Raw genomic sequence first — 18606 nt, forward strand, 5'->3', positions numbered from 1 at the left:
TATTTGCATTAAATTAAAATTATCCAATATAAACAATGTCTTATATTGTTATCTTTAATTTTTCATACATTGTTTTTTTAATTATCGATTGAATAATAATCAGGCTGTATGGCTTGTATTTTATGCGAAACGGTCATGTGTATAATTTATGTAATAGCACCTAGTTATATGTATTTCGAATGTATTGATGGGTTTGGTATTGGGTTTTTATATATATTGGGTTGCGATTAATGGATATAAGTTATGAAAAATAATTGGTGGTACATATTAATTTGTGATCAATGTTGTGTTTTTAAAACATCCCTATCAGTTGCATATATAAATATTCAAACATGAAATGCCACCAAGTTCATACTCAACCCCTTGTTAGCCATGCATCTATCTGATGGGGTGATTATTATTTCAAACGGAAATTTACGATTTATGTATTTATTCCATTATTTCATGACAATTATTTGTGGTGACAAAACAAAATGCTTTGTACAGAATGGCCATATTCAAACGCCTGTTTGAATATTCGTTGTTTTAGATCAATGAACATTAATAAAGTCATTTGGAGCTTCGCAGGTACGCCTCGGGCCATATTAAAAAAGGAACATACTATGTCTAACCAAGCAGCATTCGAAGCAGTAAACGCACAACTACAAACCGTCATTAATCCATTTGCAAACTTTGGCTCACTGGTTGCCAAAAACATGGAAACGTTGTCGAAAATGCAACTAGAAACACTCACAGCGTACAGCGAGCTTTCAAACGAAAACTTGCAAAGCCTCGTTGCGATTAAACAGCCGCAAGACCTTGCTAATCACGGTAGTAAACAGCTTGAAATCATGACTAAAGTGAGCCAGCGCTTGCTTGAAGATGGTCAAAAACTTAGCGAAATCGGTAATGAGTTTAAAGCCGCTGTTGATGAAATCTCAGCGACTACAATCAATACCGCAAAAAGCAAATAAGACTAAAGGCGGTCACTTTTGTTAGTCAATGAGCTTGCTAGTTCGCTTATTGCTGATTAACGATGACCGCGACTTCATTCACAGTACAGGGATGAGATGATGAACAATAAACCACCCTTTCAAGACATTATAAACAGTTACTTTCAGGCAAGTGAAAGCTGGCTCGGTGCCTTCCAAAAGCCGACTCAATCGACAATCTTTAAATCACAAGTTGAAGATTGGAGTGCATTGGCGCATTCAGTGACCAATAACCCGACAACGGTATTAGAGCAGCAGATGAATTGGTGGAACCAACAAATCAATCTCTTTAATGACTGTATCTTAGGTGCTGGTAGCCCGAATGCACCGGAAAAGGACCCGCGATTTAAAGATGAAAGTTGGGCTTCAAATCCGCTGTATCACTATATCAAAGAAAGCTACAAATTAGTGTGCGAGTCCGTTCAAAAAACCATTGATGATACTGACGATCTTGATCCAGATACAAAAGAGCGTCTCGAGTTTTTTTCTCGTCAATTTTTGAATGCGATGTCGCCAAGTAACTTTGTGACGACAAACCCGGAAATCATGAAGTTAACTCTGGAATCCAATGGTTCTAACTTGATAAAAGGTCTAGAGCAACTCCAAGAAGATATGACGCGAAGCGTCGATATGTTGAACATTCGTATGACCGATGCCGAAGCATTTACGCTTGGTGAGAACATTGCGGCGACACCTGGGAAAGTGGTTTTTAAAAATCACATGTTCGAGTTGATACAGTATCAGCCGACAACCGAAAAGGTGTATAAACGACCATTGATGATTGTTCCACCTTTCGTGAACAAGTATTACATTATGGACTTGAGCGAAAAACGCTCGTTCGTGAAGTGGTTAGTTGACCAAGGTCATACCGTCTTTATGGTGTCCTGGATAAATCCAGATGAAAGCTACAGCGAATCGGATTTTGGCACCTATGTTACGGACGGGCTCATCCCTGCTCTCGATGCGATTGAATCAGTGACAGGTGAGCGAGAAGTTAATGGTTTAGGTTATTGTATCGGCGGAACTTTACTGACGGCAACCATGGCATACATGGCGGGTAAAAAACGCAAGCAACGCATTAAATCCGCTACGTTACTGACTACGATTTTAGATTTCAAGCAACCTGGTGAACTGGGTATCTTCATCAATGACGCCATGATCTCTGCGATTGAATCGCAAAACTCTATGAAGGGTTACATGGATGGCAGACAGATGGCGGTATCATTCAGCTTACTGCGTGAAAATAGCTTGTACTGGAATTACTATGTAACGAATTACCTAAAAGGTGAGAAGCCGGTAGCTTTCGATCTACTGCATTGGAACTGTGATAACACGAATGTCCCAGCCGCGTGCCACAATCAAATGCTTCGCCAGTTTTATCTAGAAAATAAGCTCAGCCAACCAAATGCTATCCAAATTGACGGAGTGGGCATCGACCTAAGTAAAGTTAAGTCGTCGATTTATTTCCTCTCTGCGATTGAAGATCATATTGCGCTCTGGAAAGGGACGTACAAGGGCACTGAATTATTGGGTGGGCAGAGCACGTTCGTTTTAGCGGAAAGTGGCCACATTGCCGGCCCAATGAATCATGCTAATTCAACCAAGTATGGCTTTTGGACCAATCCAAATGTGAAAACTGACGCGGATACCTGGTTAGAGAAAGCGAAGAAAAATACCGGCTCGTGGTGGCCTCATTGGCAAGAATGGCTTGATGAGCGTAATTTCTCAGAGAAGTTGGAGCCAAGAACGTTAGTGGGCGAACTCGATGCTCCAGGTTCGTATGTGAAACAGCGTATTGAAGATGTGCTTGCAAATAGTGCGGATGCACAGAGTGAGGAGAACAAAAATGTCGCTTGAGGTCGGTCAACACACGAGCATTACTAAAACGTTGGGCAAGGCCGAAGTTGAAGCCTTTGCGTCTCTCGCTGAAGATTATAACCCCGTGCATTTGGATGAAGCTTTTGCGGCGATGACGCCATTTGAAGTACCGATTGTGCATGGTATGTTAGCGGCAAGTTTGGTCTCAGGCCTACTCGCATCAAAACTTCCGGGTCCGGGGGCGATTTATTTGGGACAGACGCTTAAGTTCACCTGTCCAATCCGAGTAGGAGAGACTGTCACAGCTCGTGTAGAGGTGACACATATCCGAGAAGATAAACCGATCGTTACCTTGGCGACAGAAGTCACTGCGGAAGAAGGCCAAGTGGCAATACAAGGTGAAGCGACCGTGATGCTTCCTAACTAACGTCCTAACCATTAGGCAATAGAACTCTCTTGTTAGTTCAGGTCGCGAATTGTTTGAAAAGACTAAGTCTAATGGCTTAGTCTTTTTTTATGGTGATGCGGTTTAACTAGAGCCTATTATCTACTTGTTTTTATGTGAAATTATCATGTTGAGCATCGCCCTTTACAGACCCTAGAATGAATGTATTTTAGACAGTCTTGAAAATTTATTATTGGCATATACCAATAATAAGCGTATTTTTGTCGTTATCTTTTAAGGAAAAAGGACAGAATATGATTTATGCAATACCAATTAGCAATGGTAATTTATCGAGTCATTTTGCACGAGCGAAGGCATTAAAAATTATTGACGATTGTAGAGAAACCGATCAAATCGTTAGCCTAAACCTTGATGCAGACTCATGTGGGAAAAAAGAAAAGTGGTTAACAGTGTTGCATCACTACCACGTTGACGCTGTTATTGTACGAAACATTGGGCAGAACATGTTAAGTGCTCTCTTTAAAGATGGTATTGGTGTCTATAGCGCGAATCGCCAACAAGGCATCACGACACTACACCCAAAACAGTTATCTCTTGTCACGGAAGTGAGTTACGGCAAGCGCTCCAATCGGCATCCTAAGAAAGCGCCATCTTGCCATCAGTCTTCTTGCTATCAACCTTTATCAACACTGAATAATCGCTTAGCGCCGCGAACGATGTCAAAACTTAAGAAGGTGTTAAAAATTGAAAGCGATACAAAATGAGTGACTCGCAGGTGATCGCCAACGAGTTGAGCGGTGACTCGGGTAGGGAGTACCTACTCGTGGTTTTGATGGTGCATCATCAAGGCATGTCCATTCACTAAACATAGCGCTACCTTATGCCGAGCTGAATTGACAATATTTCCAAATGTCTGCCGAGATACATTCATTTTCGTTGCCGCTTCTAGTTGGCTCAATCCTTCCTGGTCGGCTAAACGTAATGCTTCTAACTCATCAGGCATGAGGTCAATCTGGGTCAATGCGCTTAGTTCAATGCCATTAGGTTTGAAGCATTGGTAGGGGGCATGGTTGCAGATCCGTCGTTGTTTTTTAGGTCGTGCCAATTTTATTCTCTAGTGATAGGTGGTGGAATGTCTACTCATATACCTAACAACCATAAGCAATGCTCGATATGCAGCAAGCCATTTTTTACAGAAGAAAGTGTTATTGATGTTGTAGCACTACCAGATGGGCGTGTCATTGCAGAAATTATAACAACAGATAAAACGCAAGGCTATCAAGGTATCGTACAAGGAGGGATAATTTCGACACTTCATGACTGTATGATGGTGCACTGCTTGTTCTATCAAGACATAGTGGCTTATACCGCTGAGTTGTCGGTTCGATTCATTTCTCCAGTGCCGCTGGGTCAAAAATTGATGCTAGAAGCGGTGCTGACAACGACTAAGAAAGGCATTTATTATCTGCAAAGTACGATTACTTGTGATGGGAAGGTGTTGTCAAAGGCATCGGGGAAGTTTGTTTAGCTAATGAGATGGCCAAAATCAACTTTGATTTGCAGTATTATTATATTGTATTATTTTACGTTCAGTTTTGATGGCGTAGGTTCAGGCTTGGCGGCATAAATTGAATGGGTTGGAAAAGGTGCAATAAAGTGCGAGGCACAGACGTAAAAAAGCCCCTGTTAGACAGAGGCTCTTGCAGTTAAAGGTGAGGGTTATTTAGCAACATGTGCTACTAACACGTCTCACTTGAACTGAATTCGAATTATTTTTCTAGTTTAGAAAAGTAATCGAAGATAACTGGTACGTCGTTTTGACCTAGGCCAGCATCAACAGCAGCTTGTAGGTTTGCAGCAGTACCTTGAGCGATTAGAGACTCAGTACCTAGCTCTTCACAAAGTGCAAGGAAGTAACCAAGGTCTTTGTTTGCGTTAGCAACAGAGAAACCTAGTTTTTCTTCGCCGTCTACAGCGTAGAACTTACAGAACTGCATGAACGGAGAGTTAGAAGGACCAGCTGACATGATGTCAAATAGTTGTTGACCGTCAACACCAGCAAGCTTAGCAACAGCGAAAGCTTGAGACATAGTCGCAACAGTCGTCATGCCCATGAAGTTGTTTACAAGCTTAGTCACGTGACCTGAACCTAGCGTGCCTAGGTGGAATACGTTTTCGCCTTGCTCTTCAAGAACAGGTTTAACCTTGTTGAAAGTGTCCATGTCGCCAGCAGCCATGATGTTCAAAAGACCATCTTTAGCGTGTGCAGGAGTACGACCTAGAGGTGCGTCGATCATGCCCGCGCCTTTTTCAGCTAGAGCTGCGCCGATTTTCTTAGTAGAAGCAGGGATAGAAGTACCGAAGTCAACAAGAACTGCGCCTTCTTTAATACCAGCTAAAACGCCGTCTTCACCGTAAACGATTTTTTCTACAACCGCTGAAGTAGTAAGGCAGAACTGAACAATGTCACTTGCTGCAGCGAGTTCTTTAGCTGAAGTGAATGCTGTCGCGTTGCCACGGTCTGTAACGCGAGCAACTGCTTCAGCGCTAAGATCCATTACGTTTACGTGGTAGCCACGTTTTTGTAGGTTTTCAACCATGTTGCCGCCCATAAGGCCAAGGCCGATGAAACCAATGACTGGTTTTGTCATGTCTAACTCCTAACGTATTATTGTATGACTTTATATGCGATTAAGAATATACGTCTGTTTCAATTTTAGCAATCGCAAATACGCGGAAACCGTCCCTATGTCTCATTTATTTGCATAAAAACCATCGAACATCATTGTAGGTGTACATTAAAACACCGAACAAAGTGACTCGTTAAACGATCGCGGTCAGTGGGTAAACCCTGATATTGAAGGCCTTCAGCGTAAGTAAGTCTTCATGATATAGCGAGATACACTCGGTTTACGTGATGAAAAAACAAAAGTGTTAAATTTCGTTTAATTTGAACCAAAAGACACCGAGAGAATGAAGTGCATACCCGAAGATTGAATATTTGTTGGGCTACTATTGCTTGGGGTAGGAAGATTTTGAGGGGAAAAAAGAACGAATGGTGGTTAAAAAATGACCTTGGTGTGGTCTGGTACCTAAGGTCATTGATAAGATTTAAGACTTTATACAGGTAGCGAAAGCGTTAAGATATTAATGCATCAAGATATTAAGGTATCTTAAGCGCCGTTGTAGCGTTCAAATAAAGCAGCGATACCTTGCCCGCCGCCAATGCACATTGTCACAATGGCGTAGCGTCCCCCAGTGCGCTGTAGTTCATACAGTGCTTTAACCGAAATGAGCGAGCCTGTGGCGCCGATTGGATGACCGAGGCTGATACCTGAACCGTTTGGGTTTACTTTCTCAGGATCAAGCTCCAACGCTTTTATGACAGATAGTGCTTGCGCCGCGAATGCTTCATTGGCTTCCCAAATATCAATGTCATTGGCATCAACCCCTGTCTTCGCAAGTAACTGTTTGACTGCTGGGACGGGACCAATACCCATAATCGCGGGATCAACCGCTGCAATGGCATAACCGACCATTGTCGCCATGGGCGCTAGACCTTTCTCTAATGCGACTTGTTTTTCCATCAATACCAACGCCGCGGCACCGTCATTAATACCAGAAGCGTTACCAGCCGTCACAGTCCCGTCTTTTTTAAAGGCGGGTCGCAATGTTGAAAAATCTTGAGCGGTGCCATCAAAACGTACGTGTTCGTCTTGATCAAACACGACTGTGCCACGACGTGATTGTTGTTCAATAGGCAGGATTTGGTCGCCAAATCGATTTTCTTCTATAGCGCGCTGCGCACGTCGGTGGCTTTCAAGTGCGCAAGCATCTTGTTCTTCTCGGCTTATATCATATTGCTCAGCTAAGTTTTCTGCGGTGATGCCCATGTGTGCGTCGTTGATAGGGCAGGTTAGGGCGCCGACCATAGGGTCAACTAACTGTGAGTCTCCCATTTTTGAGCCAAAGCGCGTGGTCGGTGACCAATAAGGAACACGAGTCATAGACTCTGCTCCGCCAGCAACGGCGGCATCGCAATCACCCAGTAGGATCATTTGTGCGGCAGAGACAATAGATTGGAGGCCTGAGCCGCAAAGGCGGTTGACGGTGAGAGCAGGGGTTTCAATTGGCAAGCCGCCTTTTAAAGCGGCGACTCGGCTCATGTACATATCTCGTCGGTCGCTGTGCGTGACACTACCGATTACGCAGTGGCCAATATCTTCTGGCTCGATTTTCGCGCGCTTTACGGCTTCAGCAATGACTTGACCAGCGAGCTCTGTCGGTGCGATGTCTTTTAACGCTCCGCCAAAATCAGCGATTGCGGTACGAACACCGCTGAGTACAACAACTTCTCGTTTCGACATATTAACTCCAATTATTATTTTGTAGGGGATAAAGGTCGGGCAGTGCCCAATAGCTTAACGTAGGCTAACACTTTAGTTACATTTGCTCATGTCGCGTTACAGTTAACTATCTGAAAGTAGTGAGCAAAGCGGGGCTAAGTATCATGAATGACGATGGAAAGAGGTCGAAGCACAAAGGAGAAGAGAGCGGGCAGGTCGATGAATGGGCAGTAAACAAAAGGATTAAAAAAAACGCCAACCGCTAGAGGATTGACGTTTATCGTGAGCGTTAATGCTTAAAAGTTTAACGTCGTACCGACATACCAATTTCGTGGCGTGATGACATAACCTCGCTGGGTAATGGCTAGGTCGTCGAATCCGGCATTAGTGACATTTTTTACACCAGCTCTAAGGCGCCAATCAGTGTTCACAAGATAGTTAAGTCCTAAGTCAGCCGTTACATAGGCTGGACGATAAACATTATCATCCACCGATATTAGGGTTTGACTGGTGTAGTTCACGCGAGCAAACGTACTTAACGCGTCAATAGGCTCCCAAATGAGACGGGCCATCGCGGTATGGTCTGGGCGATTTTCAAGTTCGTTACCCGTCGACTTATCTTCAGTGGCGAGGTGCGTATAAGTACCATTCATTCTAATAGAAGACGTAAAGTCATACTCAGCGCTCAGTTCTGCCCCTTGAATAACTGCTTCGTCGATATTTTTGTAAGTATAAATATCGCGGCCATCGGGTTCTGTACCGACCGCGTTATCTAGGTCTCGATCAATCAAGTTAGAGATATTGTTTTGGAAAAGGCCAAATTCAACAGACCAAAATGTTTCCACATAGCTCGTCGATATTTCATAGTTTGTACTGGTTTCTGGTTGAAGGTCAGGGTTACCGACCAACAAGCAGCCCCCTTTACAGCTATTGATAATATTTTGCTCAGACAATTGGGTTAACGTAGGGGCTTTAAATGCCGTGCCCACGCCGCCTTTTATTGTCCAGTTATTGGTGGCCGAATGCACAAGGTAAGCTCGGGGACTCCAGTGCGTACCGAAGTTTTCATGCATATCAACGCGTGTACCGTAGGTGAGTGTATTTTTCTCACTTAGCATCCATTGATCTTGAACAAAAAGGGCCTGCTGGCTTACGTTTTCATCACCGGTTACGGTTAAGCTGTCTGGATTTTTTAATTCGGTGTATCTCAGCTCTCCACCGAAAGTGACCGTATGATTAGCCAGTTCTGTCGTTCCGTGTCCATCAATAGACTGATTGATTTCGTTAATGTCATAAAAACCCAGTTCAGGATTTTTTGAATTAAAGTTATCTTGGGTTTCAATCGCATCTCTATTATAACGAAGTAATGCGTCTCCCCAGTCATAAGATCCGTTATACGTTAAGGCTTGGGTGTTACGTTTTACATTTGCTTCAGAGTCGGTCAAACCACTCGTTGATTCAATAACACCATCTCGTTGATCATCGGCGTATGTAAAGTCAAAAGCAAGATCGTGGTCATTATTGATATACCACAATAGGCTGCCGCTGGCTGTTAGTGTGTCACGCTGTTCTAGCGCTGTCGCCAATGAACGGTCATAGGTATTTCCGTCTTCGTCCTGCGCGTCACCAGAAAATGGTTTCCAGGCATCGCGTGAGGATTTATTCATCGATAAAGACATGAATAACTGATCGTCAAGTAAGGCTCCAGACGTGGTAAAGCCAGCGGTGTACTCACTTCCGCCATCATCATCACGGTATCCATAATCACCGCTGATTTGTGAGTTCCACTCATTGGTTGGTTTTTTGGTAATGACATTGATGACACCACCTAACGCTTCTGAACCATATAACGCAGACATTGGGCCACGAATGACCTCTATACGCTGAATGCTTTCTTTTGGAATGGCTGATAGATCAAAGTCATTGCCACGGAACACCGCATTCGATGAACTCATTTTACGGCCGTTAACAAGGATCATGGTAAAACCAGAGTCCATACCCCGTATAGAGATCATTTCACGCCCAGCTCGATCTCCGTCCATTTGGCTCTCAACACCAGCGATGTTCTTTACGAAATCATTAAGCGCAAGGCCGGGTTCCGAAAGAATGTCTTCTTCAGTAATGACTGAAATTGAAGCCGGTGCTTTGGTCGTTGAAACTTCAGTGTGCGTCGCCGTTACGACCATTTGCTCATCTGTACGAATCGAAGCGTCATTTTGAGCAAAAAGCGGTGAAGAACAAAGGGCGGTAATGGCCACAGCTACTGGGGAAAGAGCATACGTTGTACGAAGCATATCAAATCCAATTTAAGATAAAGCGAATAGTTAATAAAAACAGTATCGATAATGATAACGATTGGCATTATATGATCGGAATACTATTATCACTATTATTAATGTGTGTTTATTTGTAATTTATCTTATTGATATAAAAGTAACTGTATTATGTCTGTTGCTAAAGTGATGGTGATTGATGGAATGTTAACAAGTGGTTAGGTGATGGGCGTGGTAGGAAATAATAGGCGTGGTGGAAAATAATAGACACGCCTAATTGGAGTCTAGAAGAATGAACGATGTGCAACGTTATAAGGTCGATCTTATATTAACACCGGTTTCATAGCAGCATGCGTTCATGCCAGTTTGGTCATTCTATTTATTGTAAAGGACTCCGTTGCGCCTTCGGTTGCCGATTTGTACTGGGTGATATGCTGACTTGCCAAATGAGTTTGTAGTAATTCTTCTGTTAGCCAATTTTCGTAGAAAACAAAGTGAGCCGGGTTATTGTTGTCTTGGTGCAAGTCGTAGTTGATACAACCTTCTTCTGCGCGAGTTGCGTCGATCAGTTTAAGAAGCTCAGCCTTGACCAGCTCTATACTGTCGGCTTTAGCAATAATGTTGGCAACAATGGTTAGGTGAGTTTTTTCTGTTGTATTCGTCATGTCGTCTCCAATTTTGTGAGTGACTAGTATACCTAGCCATGTGTAAATCCCCGCAGGGTGACACGTCACACTGCGGGGGGCTTGCTAATACAAATTACAGGTTATGAGTTGATGGCTTTGATTTCGACAATCATAGATTGATATGGCGTCAACGTTAGCGAATTTAATGTTATTAACTCAGCAGTGTTAGATAAGTCGTTATCTAACACTGTGCGTTCGAGGTCGTAATCATACTGACGAACCTTAGGCTGCGCCGTAAAGTTACTAATAACAAGAATCGCGCGCTGGTTGTGCTCACGAATGTAGGCGTAAACCTCATGATCATCTGGGTCGAGCAATTGATAGCGACCATAAACAATCACATCACGATAGGGGCTATTTTTTCGTAATTCAATTAACTGACGGTAATGGTGGTAGATGGAGTGTTCATCCGTCACCGCTTGTTCGGCGTTAATATCGGCGTAATTGGTATTTAATGGTAGCCATGGTTGCCCAGTGGTGAACCCGGCATTGTGGCTAGTGTCCCAGTGCATTGGGACTCGGGCATGGTCACGTGAAAAATCATTGAGAAAAGCAAGGCCATCTTCTGGTGAGACGCCCTTCTTCATCATTTTTTCATAGTGAAATTTAGCCATCAGGTCGTTGAATTCGTCAATGGAACTGAAGTGCTTATTGGTCATCCCCAGTTCTTCACCTTGGTAGATATAAGGCGTTCCGCTCATGCAGTGAAGCACGGTTGCTAGCATCTTTGCGCTGATAACTCGATATTGAGCGCAATCTGAACCATAACGGGAAACGGCACGAGGTTGATCGTGATTGCTCCAATACACACTGTTCCAGCCTTTCTGATACAAATCATTTTGCCAACGCGACATGATTTCTTTGTATTGAACTAAATCGAAAGGCTTTTTGACCGCGTTGTGCTCTTCTCGATCGATGCTGACATGCTCGAACTGGAAGATCATACTAATTTCTTTGCGATCGGGATGGGAGTAAAAACGGCCATCTAACGTGGAGGTGAAAGGCGTTTCGCCTACGGTTAAAACATCGTAGTGCTGTAATACGCGATCGTACATCTCACGTAAGTATTGATGAGCCAGTAGGTTGTTTGACCAATGTTCCCAACCTGCGACGCCTGCATCAAATATAGTGGCATCAGGGAAATCGGAGGGCTTGCCTATCATGTTAATGACATCCATCCGAAAACCACCTAAGCCTTTTTTAAGCCAGAAGTGCATCATATCGTACACAGCATCACGTACATCAGGGTTTGCCCAGTTTAAGTCGGGCTGTTGATGACTGAATAGGTGCAGGTAATATTGCCCCGTGGCCTCATCTAATGTCCAAGCCTTGGGCTCGAAAAAGGACTCCCAGTTGTTTGGCTCGGTGCCGTCGCTTTTGGGGTCCTTCCAGATGTACCAGTCTCGTTTGGGATTATCGAGGCTGCTTTTGGATTCTTGAAACCATGGATGTTGGTCTGAGGTGTGATTTACCACTAAATCCATGACGATTTTGATATGTCGCTTGTCAGCTTCAAACAAGAGCTTTTCCATATCAGCCATGGTGCCAAATTCAGGGGCGATATCTCGATAACCAGAGATATCATAGCCGTTATCTTCCATGGGGGATTGGTAAACAGGGCTAAGCCAGATCACGTTGGTACCAAGAGATTGGATATAGTCGAGTTTTTCTACGATACCGGGAATGTCTCCGATGCCGTCACCGTTGGAATCGTTGAAGCTTCGTGGATAGATTTGGTAGACAACGGCATCGTGCCACCATCGCGGTTCCATACTCATGGTCATACTCCTTCACAAGTGAGATAAGCCTAACTGCTGGTTCGAATAATTAAGGTGGTTCCTAACTGAACTGATTCATAGGGCTGTAGCCCCAATGCGATTTTTGCCGCTACTTGGCCCTTATCAAACATCGGCTGCTGAACCGTCGTCAAACCTGCTTTAGCTGCACTAGGAATGCCGTCAAAACCAACGATTCTAATATTATTAGGTAAGGTCAAACCAATTTCGTGGGCCACTTCTATTGCGGCTAAGGCGATTTTATCGCTCATGCAGAGTAAGACATCGACTTTTTTTGGGGCCGTTAGGGCACCTCGAAGCATGGTTTTTAAGGTGGCATCGTCTAGATCATGAATTTGCCACACATTGTCGGGTGACAAGGTTATGCCGTTGTCCGCGAGTGCTTGCTGATAACCTTCAAACCGACATCGAGAAATGGACACATCGCGAGTAAAGAGATTATCGAGATTAGCAAGCCCTAGCGAGGTAGAAGGCTCTAGCCGTAATCCTAATATCAGTACGTTGTCATCCGCAGTATGAATCGCGTGGTTGGCGATGTCATAGCTTGCTTGTTGGTTATCAACATGGACGGAGGCAATATCGGGTAACGAAAAATCGACGGTGATGATGGGTTTGTGTTGTTTCAAGAGGACATTGATAACTTTGATATCAACCGGCTTTCCATAAACGATAAAACTGTCGGGAATAGTTTCTACTTGAGTATTTTGGTAGTTCGCGCCATCAGATGGGAGCAGCAGCATGTTGACGTGTGCTTCATCTAACATTGTTGAAACACCGGATAAGAAGGTGGTCGCGACCGGGTCAGTAAAGTTATAAGCCAATTTGTCAGCCAATAATACACCAATGATGCCTGTTTTACCCGTGCGTAAGCTGCGAGCGGTTATGCTCGGCCCGGTGTAACCGAGCTGGTCGCATGCTTCAAGTATACTGGCTCGCAGCGCTGTGGAGAGTTGGCTAGGGCGGTTAAAAGCATTCGATACAGTCGCAGTAGATACGCCTAGCTTGGCCGCTACTGTTTTTAAAGTTGGCTTTTTACGTTCCATATTCACCACGTTTACTGAGCGTATTGAAATGTTGGGAAGAGTCGTTTTATCAATGTCTAGATTACCCAAACTTTGCTTTAGAGTCTAAAACGTTTAAGAAATAAAAAGCACACGAAATTTCATGGCGATAATCAGTACTTTGATCGTCATCACTTTATGGGATGTGAAGTCTTATAAAACATGATCTCAGGCACAAGGTGGGGATAAGAACTGGTTGAAGTATTAATAAGGTTTTAAGGTATTAAATAAGGGCTTAACCGATTAAGAGTGCTAATCAACGGTCAGGTCTAAGACGTAAGTGACACATTATAAAAATAGTCAAAGAATCGACTAAATAATCAAAGTATCTAATACATGGAGTCTTACTGATGAAAACCTCTCTACTTGCTGGAGCTATCGCTGTGGCGATCTCTGCTTCCTCTGCATTTGCTGCTGACCTCAAATTTACCCCAGGTGATGATGACCGCTTCTCGTGGCAAAACTATGAAGAACTTAAGTCCATGGATCTTAAGGGCGAAACGGTGACTATTTTCGGTCCGTGGTTAACCGAAGATAAAGAACTGGTTGAAAGCGTGATTGCCTACTTCGAAGAAGCGACAGGCGCTGAAGTGAAGTACTCGGGATCGGATTCATTTGAGCAACAAATTGCGATCGATGTTCAGGCAGGTAGTGCCCCTAATATTGCCATTTTTCCGCAACCAGGTTTAGCGGCGGATCTTGCTTCAAAAGGGTTCCTTTCGCCACTGGAGCCTAAAACAGGTGATTGGATTAAAGAGAACTATGCAGCGGGCTCCTCTTGGGTTGACCTAGGAACGTTTGCCGATGAGAAAGGCAACGAGCAATTGTTTGGTTTCTTTTATAAAGTGGATTTGAAGTCCTTGGTTTGGTACGTGCCAGAAAATTTTGAAGATGCGGGTTATGAAGTTCCTGAATCGATGGAAGAGCTAAAGGCGTTAACTGAGCAAATTGTTAAAGACGGCGAAACACCGTGGTGTGTAGGCATAGGCTCTGGCGGTGCGACTGGTTGGCCTGCAACGGACTGGGTAGAAGACATGATGCTTCGAACTCAATCCCCAGCTGATTACGACAAGTGGACCACAAATGAACTCAAATTTAATGATAAAAAAGTCGTGGAAGCCATTGAAGAATATGGCTGGTTTACTCGTAATGATGCGTTTGTCGATGGCGGCGCACGTGCGGTAGCGGCGACAGATTTCCGAGATTCACCAAAAGGTTTGTTTACGTCTCCGGCGAAGTGTTACATGCATCGTCAAGCGTCATTCATTCCAAGCTTCTTCCCGGAAGGTACAGAGCTCGGTGAAGATGCGGACTTCTTCTATTTCCCTTCTTATGAATCTAAGGATCTGGGTAAACCTGTACTGGGCGCCGGTACGCTATGGAGTATTACAAAAGACTCCAAAGCCTCTCGCGCTTTCATGGAATACTTGCAATCCCCACTGGCTCATGAGGTATGGATGGCTCAGTCTGGTTTCTTAACACCGCATAAAGGTGCAAATGTAGAAACTTATGGCAATGACACGTTGAAGAAACAAGGGCAAATCCTGCTTGATGCAACGACATTCCGCTTTGATGGCTCAGATTTGATGCCAGGAAAAGTAGGCGCGGGTGCATTTTGGACGGGTATGGTGGACTACAGTGGTGGCAAGCCAGCACAAGAAGTCGCTGATGACATCCAAAAAACGTGGGATGCACTTAAATAGATGCATCGATTCAAACAGTTAAAGTAAGCACATCACCACTGGCGAACGTTTCACCGTGAACCGTTCGCCAGTTTTGTATTGTGATTTTTTGTCGTGGCGCTCTTTTCGCAAGCGAGGCAGTAATGGAACAACTTTATTCCTCTTTATTTATCATGGCACTTGGCGTCGCGACCTGCGTTCTCTATTTTGTCGGCAGTAATTGGCTATTGGGTATTATCTTTCCCACTAGGCATGTCTCCAACCAGAAAATGGCCCAGAACTTACGTCGTGCTGCATCGGTACGTCCGTGGTTGTTTTTGGGACCCGCATTGGCCTTTCTCGGCTTATACCTGGTTTACCCGGTGTTTGAGTCTGTCTTTTTGTCGTTGCATGACCGTAATGGCGATAAATTTGTTGGAATGAGCAACTATGTTTGGTTGTTTAACGATGGCGAGTTTAGAGAGTCTTTATTCAACAATATATTATGGTTGTTGGTAGTGCCAGCCGCCTCAACATTTTTTGGGCTAGTGATTGCGGCTCTGACAGATAAAGTAAGTTGGGGCAACATCGCTAAAAGTTTAGTCTTTATGCCAATGGCCATCTCATTCATTGGTGCGTCCATTATCTGGAAGTTTGTTTATGACTACCGTGCACCGGGCTCCGACCAAATCGGTATCTTGAATGCTGTGGTAGAGTTTTTCGGTGGAACGGCGGAAGCCTGGGTCACCATGCCTTTTTGGAACAACTTTTTCCTCATGGTCATCCTTGTTTGGATACAAACAGGTTTTGCGATGGTGATATTGTCGGCTGCGTTGCGTGGGATCCCAGAAGAAACGGTAGAAGCGGCGGTGCTGGATGGTGCAAATGGTGTTCAAATATTCTTTAAGATTTTAATACCTCAAATTTGGGGCACTATTGCAGTAGTGTGGACCACAATCACGATCTTGGTACTAAAGGTCTTCGATATTGTTCTCGCCATGACGAACGGTCAATGGAGTACACAGGTTCTCGCCAATATGATGTTTGATTGGATGTTCAGAGGCGGTGGTGATTTTGGACGTGGCGCGGCCATTGCCGTGATTATCATGGTCGCGGTAATCCCAGTGATGGTATGGAACATGCGTCAAGCGCATTCACAAATGGAGGGAAGGTAGATGAGTGAGAAAGTGGTCGCTTCGCCTTCTGATAGCAGCAAAGCAAAATTTAGTTTGAGTAAACTTCGCCGTTCACCATTAACGATATTGGTGCATTTGTCGGTCCTTTTGATCGTGATCTTATGGACACTCCCTACGGCGGGGCTTTTCATCTCATCATTTCGAGATAAAGATCAGCTTGCACTGACAGGCTGGTGGACGTCATTAACCAACTCAGAACAAAACCTTGTCGATAGAACGGGCGCGCCCGATACGCAAATCCAAGAAGGGGAAGCGTATGTCTTGACCGGACAAATATTGATCGAAGGTAAAGAAACCGTTATTCAAGCATTTGGTTTTTCTTCACGTGCGCCGACGGCTTATATGCCGGGCGATATCGCTGAGATGAAAAATGGCGGTACGCTAACCGTGACAAAAGATGGTCATTACAAAATGACGGCTTTAGAGCCATTTAAAGGTAAACGTGGTAAGCGAGTATTTTACACAGCGGTAGTGCCGCCTAAATTTGGGTTGGATAACTATCGAGAGGTACTCACAGCGGAAGGGATTGGTCGTTCGTTTATTAATTCTCTGACGGTGACCATTCCTGCGACCATCATTCCGATATTGATTGCGGCGTATGCGGCGTATGCCTTGTCTTGGATGAAGATGCCGGGTCGAAACCTGCTCATTGCGTTGGTTGTGGGTTTGTTAGTCGTCCCCCTGCAAATGTCGTTGATACCGCTTTTGCGTCTGTATAACGATGTTGGCGCGTTCTTTGGTGTCGGGGCCAAAACCTATCTCGGGATATGGCTGGCGCATACCGGCTTCGGGCTGCCATTAGCGATTTATCTATTGCGTAATTACATCTCTAGTTTACCGAGGGAAATTATTGAGTCGGCTCGGGTTGATGGGGCAACAGACTTCGAAATATTCATGCGTATTGTCTTGCCGCTCTCATTTCCAGCGTTGGCTTCGTTTGCTATTTTCCAATTCTTATGGGTTTGGAACGACCTGTTGGTTGCCACGGTCTTTCTAGGAACAGGCGAAGAGCATATGGTGTTAACCGCACGGTTACGTGAACTATTGGGTTCTCGTGGGGGTAATTGGGAAATTTTGACCGCGTCGGCTTTTGTTTCTATTGCGGTTCCTTTAGGCGTGTTCTTTACTTTGCAGCGTTATTTGGTACGCGGACTTCTTTCTGGTTCTGTTAAATAAGCAGTACTTGATTCAACGATGAGAATAATTAGATGACTGGATTATCTTTAAAAAACATACAAAAATCATACGGTGAAACACAGGTACTTCATGGGATTGATCTTGAGATCGATCAAGGTGAATTCATTGTGTTTGTTGGCCCATCGGGTTGTGGTAAATCAACATTGCTTCGTATGATCGCGGGCCTTGAAGAGATCACAGCTGGTGAGTTATTCATTGAAGACGCACGAGTGAATGAACTCCCTGCGGCTATGCGCGGTATTGCGATGGTATTTCAAACGTACGCGCTGTATCCACATATGACGGTGTATGACAACATGGCTTTTGCCATGCGCATTGCCAAAGAGTCAAAAGAAGCAATTGATGAGCGCGTCATGGAAGCCGCTCGTATGCTCCAGCTTGAACCCTATTTAGGGCGTTTACCCAAGGCGTTATCAGGAGGCCAACGTCAACGAGTGGCGATTGGACGGGCGATTGTGCGTCAACCGAAGGTGTTTTTATTCGACGAGCCGCTATCTAACTTAGATGCAGCATTGCGAGTACAAACTCGAATAGAAATTGCCAATCTAAAAGAGGCAATGACCGAGACAACCATGATCTACGTGACGCATGACCAGGTTGAAGCCATGACCTTGGCCGATCGTATTGTGGTCTTGTCTGCCGGGGAAATAGAACAAGTGGGTACACCGTTGGAGCTGTATACTAATCCTGCAAATGTTTTTGTCGCGCAGTTTATTGGCTCGCCTTCGATGAACATCAGTCCTGCATCAATGCTTAAAACGGGTGAGCAGTCACGGATACGAGTGGAAAACGGTGTAGACATTGAGCTACCGGTCGCGTCATCAGAAACGTTAAACGATGCAACGCTAAGCATGGGCATTCGACCTGAGGACTTTCTTGTTGCTGCTGAACATGAGGCATTAATATCGGGTGAGGTGTTGTTTGTTGAGTCACTTGGTGAAGTGACACTTCTTCATATAAAAGTGGCGCATCATGAAGAAACCGTTGTCGCCAAACTTCCAGGCATTTTGGATTTCCACAAAGGGGAGCGCATTCATTTAACGGCTAACCCAGAAAAAATTCATTTGTTTACAGAAGAAGGCATATCTCTCAAGTACCTCGGCTAGCGATGCTCAACAACCGTTGATTGTTCTCAGGGCTGAGTGTAATCATCGATATCAGCCTCTTCAATATTTAGCCAATCGCTCTCAGCCTT

16 protein-coding genes are annotated in these 18606 nt (G+C 44.4%); 9 read left to right on the forward strand and 7 right to left on the reverse strand.

The window, feature by feature from the left end:
• Positions 1-602: 602 nt before the first annotated feature.
• The 4 genes from AB4405_RS22115 (at position 603) to AB4405_RS22130 (ending at position 3959) form a co-directional block, all read left to right on the forward strand.
• Entirely contained in the window at positions 603-953 is a 351-nt protein-coding gene (locus AB4405_RS22115) for a phasin family protein (RefSeq protein ID WP_102469519.1), read from the forward strand.
• Between the two features lie 99 nt (positions 954-1052).
• Entirely contained in the window at positions 1053-2828 is a 1776-nt protein-coding gene (phaC, locus tag AB4405_RS22120) for a class I poly(R)-hydroxyalkanoic acid synthase (RefSeq protein ID WP_372062852.1), read from the forward strand.
• Entirely contained in the window at positions 2818-3216 is a 399-nt protein-coding gene (locus AB4405_RS22125; RefSeq protein WP_372062853.1) for a MaoC family dehydratase, read from the forward strand. The genes phaC and AB4405_RS22125 overlap by 11 nt, the downstream gene beginning before the upstream one ends.
• A 272-nt stretch (positions 3217-3488) precedes the next feature.
• Positions 3489-3959: a NifB/NifX family molybdenum-iron cluster-binding protein gene (locus tag AB4405_RS22130; protein WP_372062854.1), complete on the forward strand. Its 471-nt coding sequence runs from the start codon at positions 3489-3491 to the stop codon at positions 3957-3959.
• A gap of 53 nt (positions 3960-4012) precedes the next feature.
• Here AB4405_RS22130 and AB4405_RS22135 read toward each other — a convergent pair whose 3' ends face one another.
• Complete coding sequence (locus AB4405_RS22135) at positions 4013-4300, reverse strand: DUF134 domain-containing protein (RefSeq protein WP_372062855.1); 288 nt, start codon at positions 4298-4300, stop codon at positions 4013-4015.
• Positions 4301-4327: 27 nt separating this feature from the next.
• Here AB4405_RS22135 and AB4405_RS22140 point away from each other — a divergent pair, with 27 nt between their 5' ends.
• Positions 4328-4723, forward strand: a complete 396-nt coding sequence (locus AB4405_RS22140) for a PaaI family thioesterase (protein WP_372062856.1) — start codon at positions 4328-4330, stop codon at positions 4721-4723.
• 241 nt (positions 4724-4964) lie between these two features.
• Here AB4405_RS22140 and AB4405_RS22145 read toward each other — a convergent pair whose 3' ends face one another.
• From AB4405_RS22145 to AB4405_RS22170, 6 genes are all read right to left on the reverse strand, one after another.
• Positions 4965-5846 carry an NAD(P)-dependent oxidoreductase gene (locus AB4405_RS22145; protein WP_102469513.1) on the reverse strand — a complete coding sequence of 294 codons (882 nt, stop codon included), beginning with the start codon at positions 5844-5846 and terminating at the stop codon, positions 4965-4967.
• Between the two features lie 522 nt (positions 5847-6368).
• On the reverse strand, positions 6369-7562 hold the full coding sequence (locus tag AB4405_RS22150) for an acetyl-CoA C-acyltransferase family protein (protein WP_372062857.1): 1194 nt from the start codon (positions 7560-7562) through the stop codon (positions 6369-6371).
• A 275-nt stretch (positions 7563-7837) separates the two neighbouring features.
• Positions 7838-9835, reverse strand: a complete 1998-nt coding sequence (locus tag AB4405_RS22155) for a TonB-dependent receptor domain-containing protein (RefSeq protein ID WP_372062858.1) — start codon at positions 9833-9835, stop codon at positions 7838-7840.
• A gap of 335 nt (positions 9836-10170) precedes the next feature.
• Complete coding sequence (locus AB4405_RS22160; protein ID WP_102469510.1) at positions 10171-10479, reverse strand: putative quinol monooxygenase; 309 nt, start codon at positions 10477-10479, stop codon at positions 10171-10173.
• Between the two features lie 101 nt (positions 10480-10580).
• The gene (locus AB4405_RS22165) at positions 10581-12272 is read right to left on the reverse strand and encodes an alpha-glucosidase (protein WP_372062872.1); all 1692 of its coding nucleotides are present in this window, start codon (positions 12270-12272) and stop codon (positions 10581-10583) included.
• A gap of 35 nt (positions 12273-12307) precedes the next feature.
• Entirely contained in the window at positions 12308-13339 is a 1032-nt protein-coding gene (locus AB4405_RS22170) for a LacI family DNA-binding transcriptional regulator (RefSeq protein WP_372062859.1), read from the reverse strand.
• Between the two features lie 368 nt (positions 13340-13707).
• Between AB4405_RS22170 and AB4405_RS22175 the strand changes: the two genes are divergently transcribed.
• The 4 genes from AB4405_RS22175 (at position 13708) to AB4405_RS22190 (ending at position 18517) form a co-directional block, all read left to right on the forward strand.
• Positions 13708-15060, forward strand: coding sequence for an ABC transporter substrate-binding protein (locus tag AB4405_RS22175; protein WP_372062860.1), 1353 nt, complete (start codon positions 13708-13710; stop codon positions 15058-15060).
• Positions 15061-15182: 122 nt separating this feature from the next.
• Positions 15183-16193: a carbohydrate ABC transporter permease gene (locus tag AB4405_RS22180; protein ID WP_372062861.1), complete on the forward strand. Its 1011-nt coding sequence runs from the start codon at positions 15183-15185 to the stop codon at positions 16191-16193.
• Complete coding sequence (locus AB4405_RS22185; RefSeq protein ID WP_372062862.1) at positions 16194-17390, forward strand: carbohydrate ABC transporter permease; 1197 nt, start codon at positions 16194-16196, stop codon at positions 17388-17390.
• 32 nt (positions 17391-17422) lie between these two features.
• Positions 17423-18517: an ABC transporter ATP-binding protein gene (locus AB4405_RS22190; RefSeq protein ID WP_372062863.1), complete on the forward strand. Its 1095-nt coding sequence runs from the start codon at positions 17423-17425 to the stop codon at positions 18515-18517.
• Positions 18518-18606 lie beyond the last annotated feature (89 nt).

The sequence above is a fragment of the Vibrio sp. 10N.261.51.F12 genome (assembly GCF_041471725.1).
In the GTDB taxonomy this organism is placed as follows: domain Bacteria; phylum Pseudomonadota; class Gammaproteobacteria; order Enterobacterales; family Vibrionaceae; genus Vibrio.

What these genes read in the sequence shown, in the direction of transcription:
- AB4405_RS22155 (WP_372062858.1), bottom strand. Translation starts at nt 9,835, where the DNA reads ATGCTTCGTACAACGTATGCTCTTTCCCCAGTAGCTGTGGCCATTACC.
- AB4405_RS22115 (WP_102469519.1), top strand. Translation starts at nt 603, where the DNA reads ATGTCTAACCAAGCAGCATTCGAAGCAGTAAACGCACAACTACAAACC.
- AB4405_RS22145 (WP_102469513.1), bottom strand. Translation starts at nt 5,846, where the DNA reads ATGACAAAACCAGTCATTGGTTTCATCGGCCTTGGCCTTATGGGCGGC.
- AB4405_RS22190 (WP_372062863.1), top strand. Translation starts at nt 17,423, where the DNA reads ATGACTGGATTATCTTTAAAAAACATACAAAAATCATACGGTGAAACA.
- AB4405_RS22175 (WP_372062860.1), top strand. Translation starts at nt 13,708, where the DNA reads ATGAAAACCTCTCTACTTGCTGGAGCTATCGCTGTGGCGATCTCTGCT.
- phaC (WP_372062852.1), top strand. Translation starts at nt 1,053, where the DNA reads ATGAACAATAAACCACCCTTTCAAGACATTATAAACAGTTACTTTCAG.
- AB4405_RS22165 (WP_372062872.1), bottom strand. Translation starts at nt 12,272, where the DNA reads ATGGAACCGCGATGGTGGCACGATGCCGTTGTCTACCAAATCTATCCA.
- AB4405_RS22170 (WP_372062859.1), bottom strand. Translation starts at nt 13,339, where the DNA reads ATGGAACGTAAAAAGCCAACTTTAAAAACAGTAGCGGCCAAGCTAGGC.
- AB4405_RS22160 (WP_102469510.1), bottom strand. Translation starts at nt 10,479, where the DNA reads ATGACGAATACAACAGAAAAAACTCACCTAACCATTGTTGCCAACATT.
- AB4405_RS22125 (WP_372062853.1), top strand. Translation starts at nt 2,818, where the DNA reads ATGTCGCTTGAGGTCGGTCAACACACGAGCATTACTAAAACGTTGGGC.
- AB4405_RS22150 (WP_372062857.1), bottom strand. Translation starts at nt 7,562, where the DNA reads ATGTCGAAACGAGAAGTTGTTGTACTCAGCGGTGTTCGTACCGCAATC.
- AB4405_RS22130 (WP_372062854.1), top strand. Translation starts at nt 3,489, where the DNA reads ATGATTTATGCAATACCAATTAGCAATGGTAATTTATCGAGTCATTTT.
- AB4405_RS22140 (WP_372062856.1), top strand. Translation starts at nt 4,328, where the DNA reads ATGTCTACTCATATACCTAACAACCATAAGCAATGCTCGATATGCAGC.
- AB4405_RS22185 (WP_372062862.1), top strand. Translation starts at nt 16,194, where the DNA reads ATGAGTGAGAAAGTGGTCGCTTCGCCTTCTGATAGCAGCAAAGCAAAA.
- AB4405_RS22180 (WP_372062861.1), top strand. Translation starts at nt 15,183, where the DNA reads ATGGAACAACTTTATTCCTCTTTATTTATCATGGCACTTGGCGTCGCG.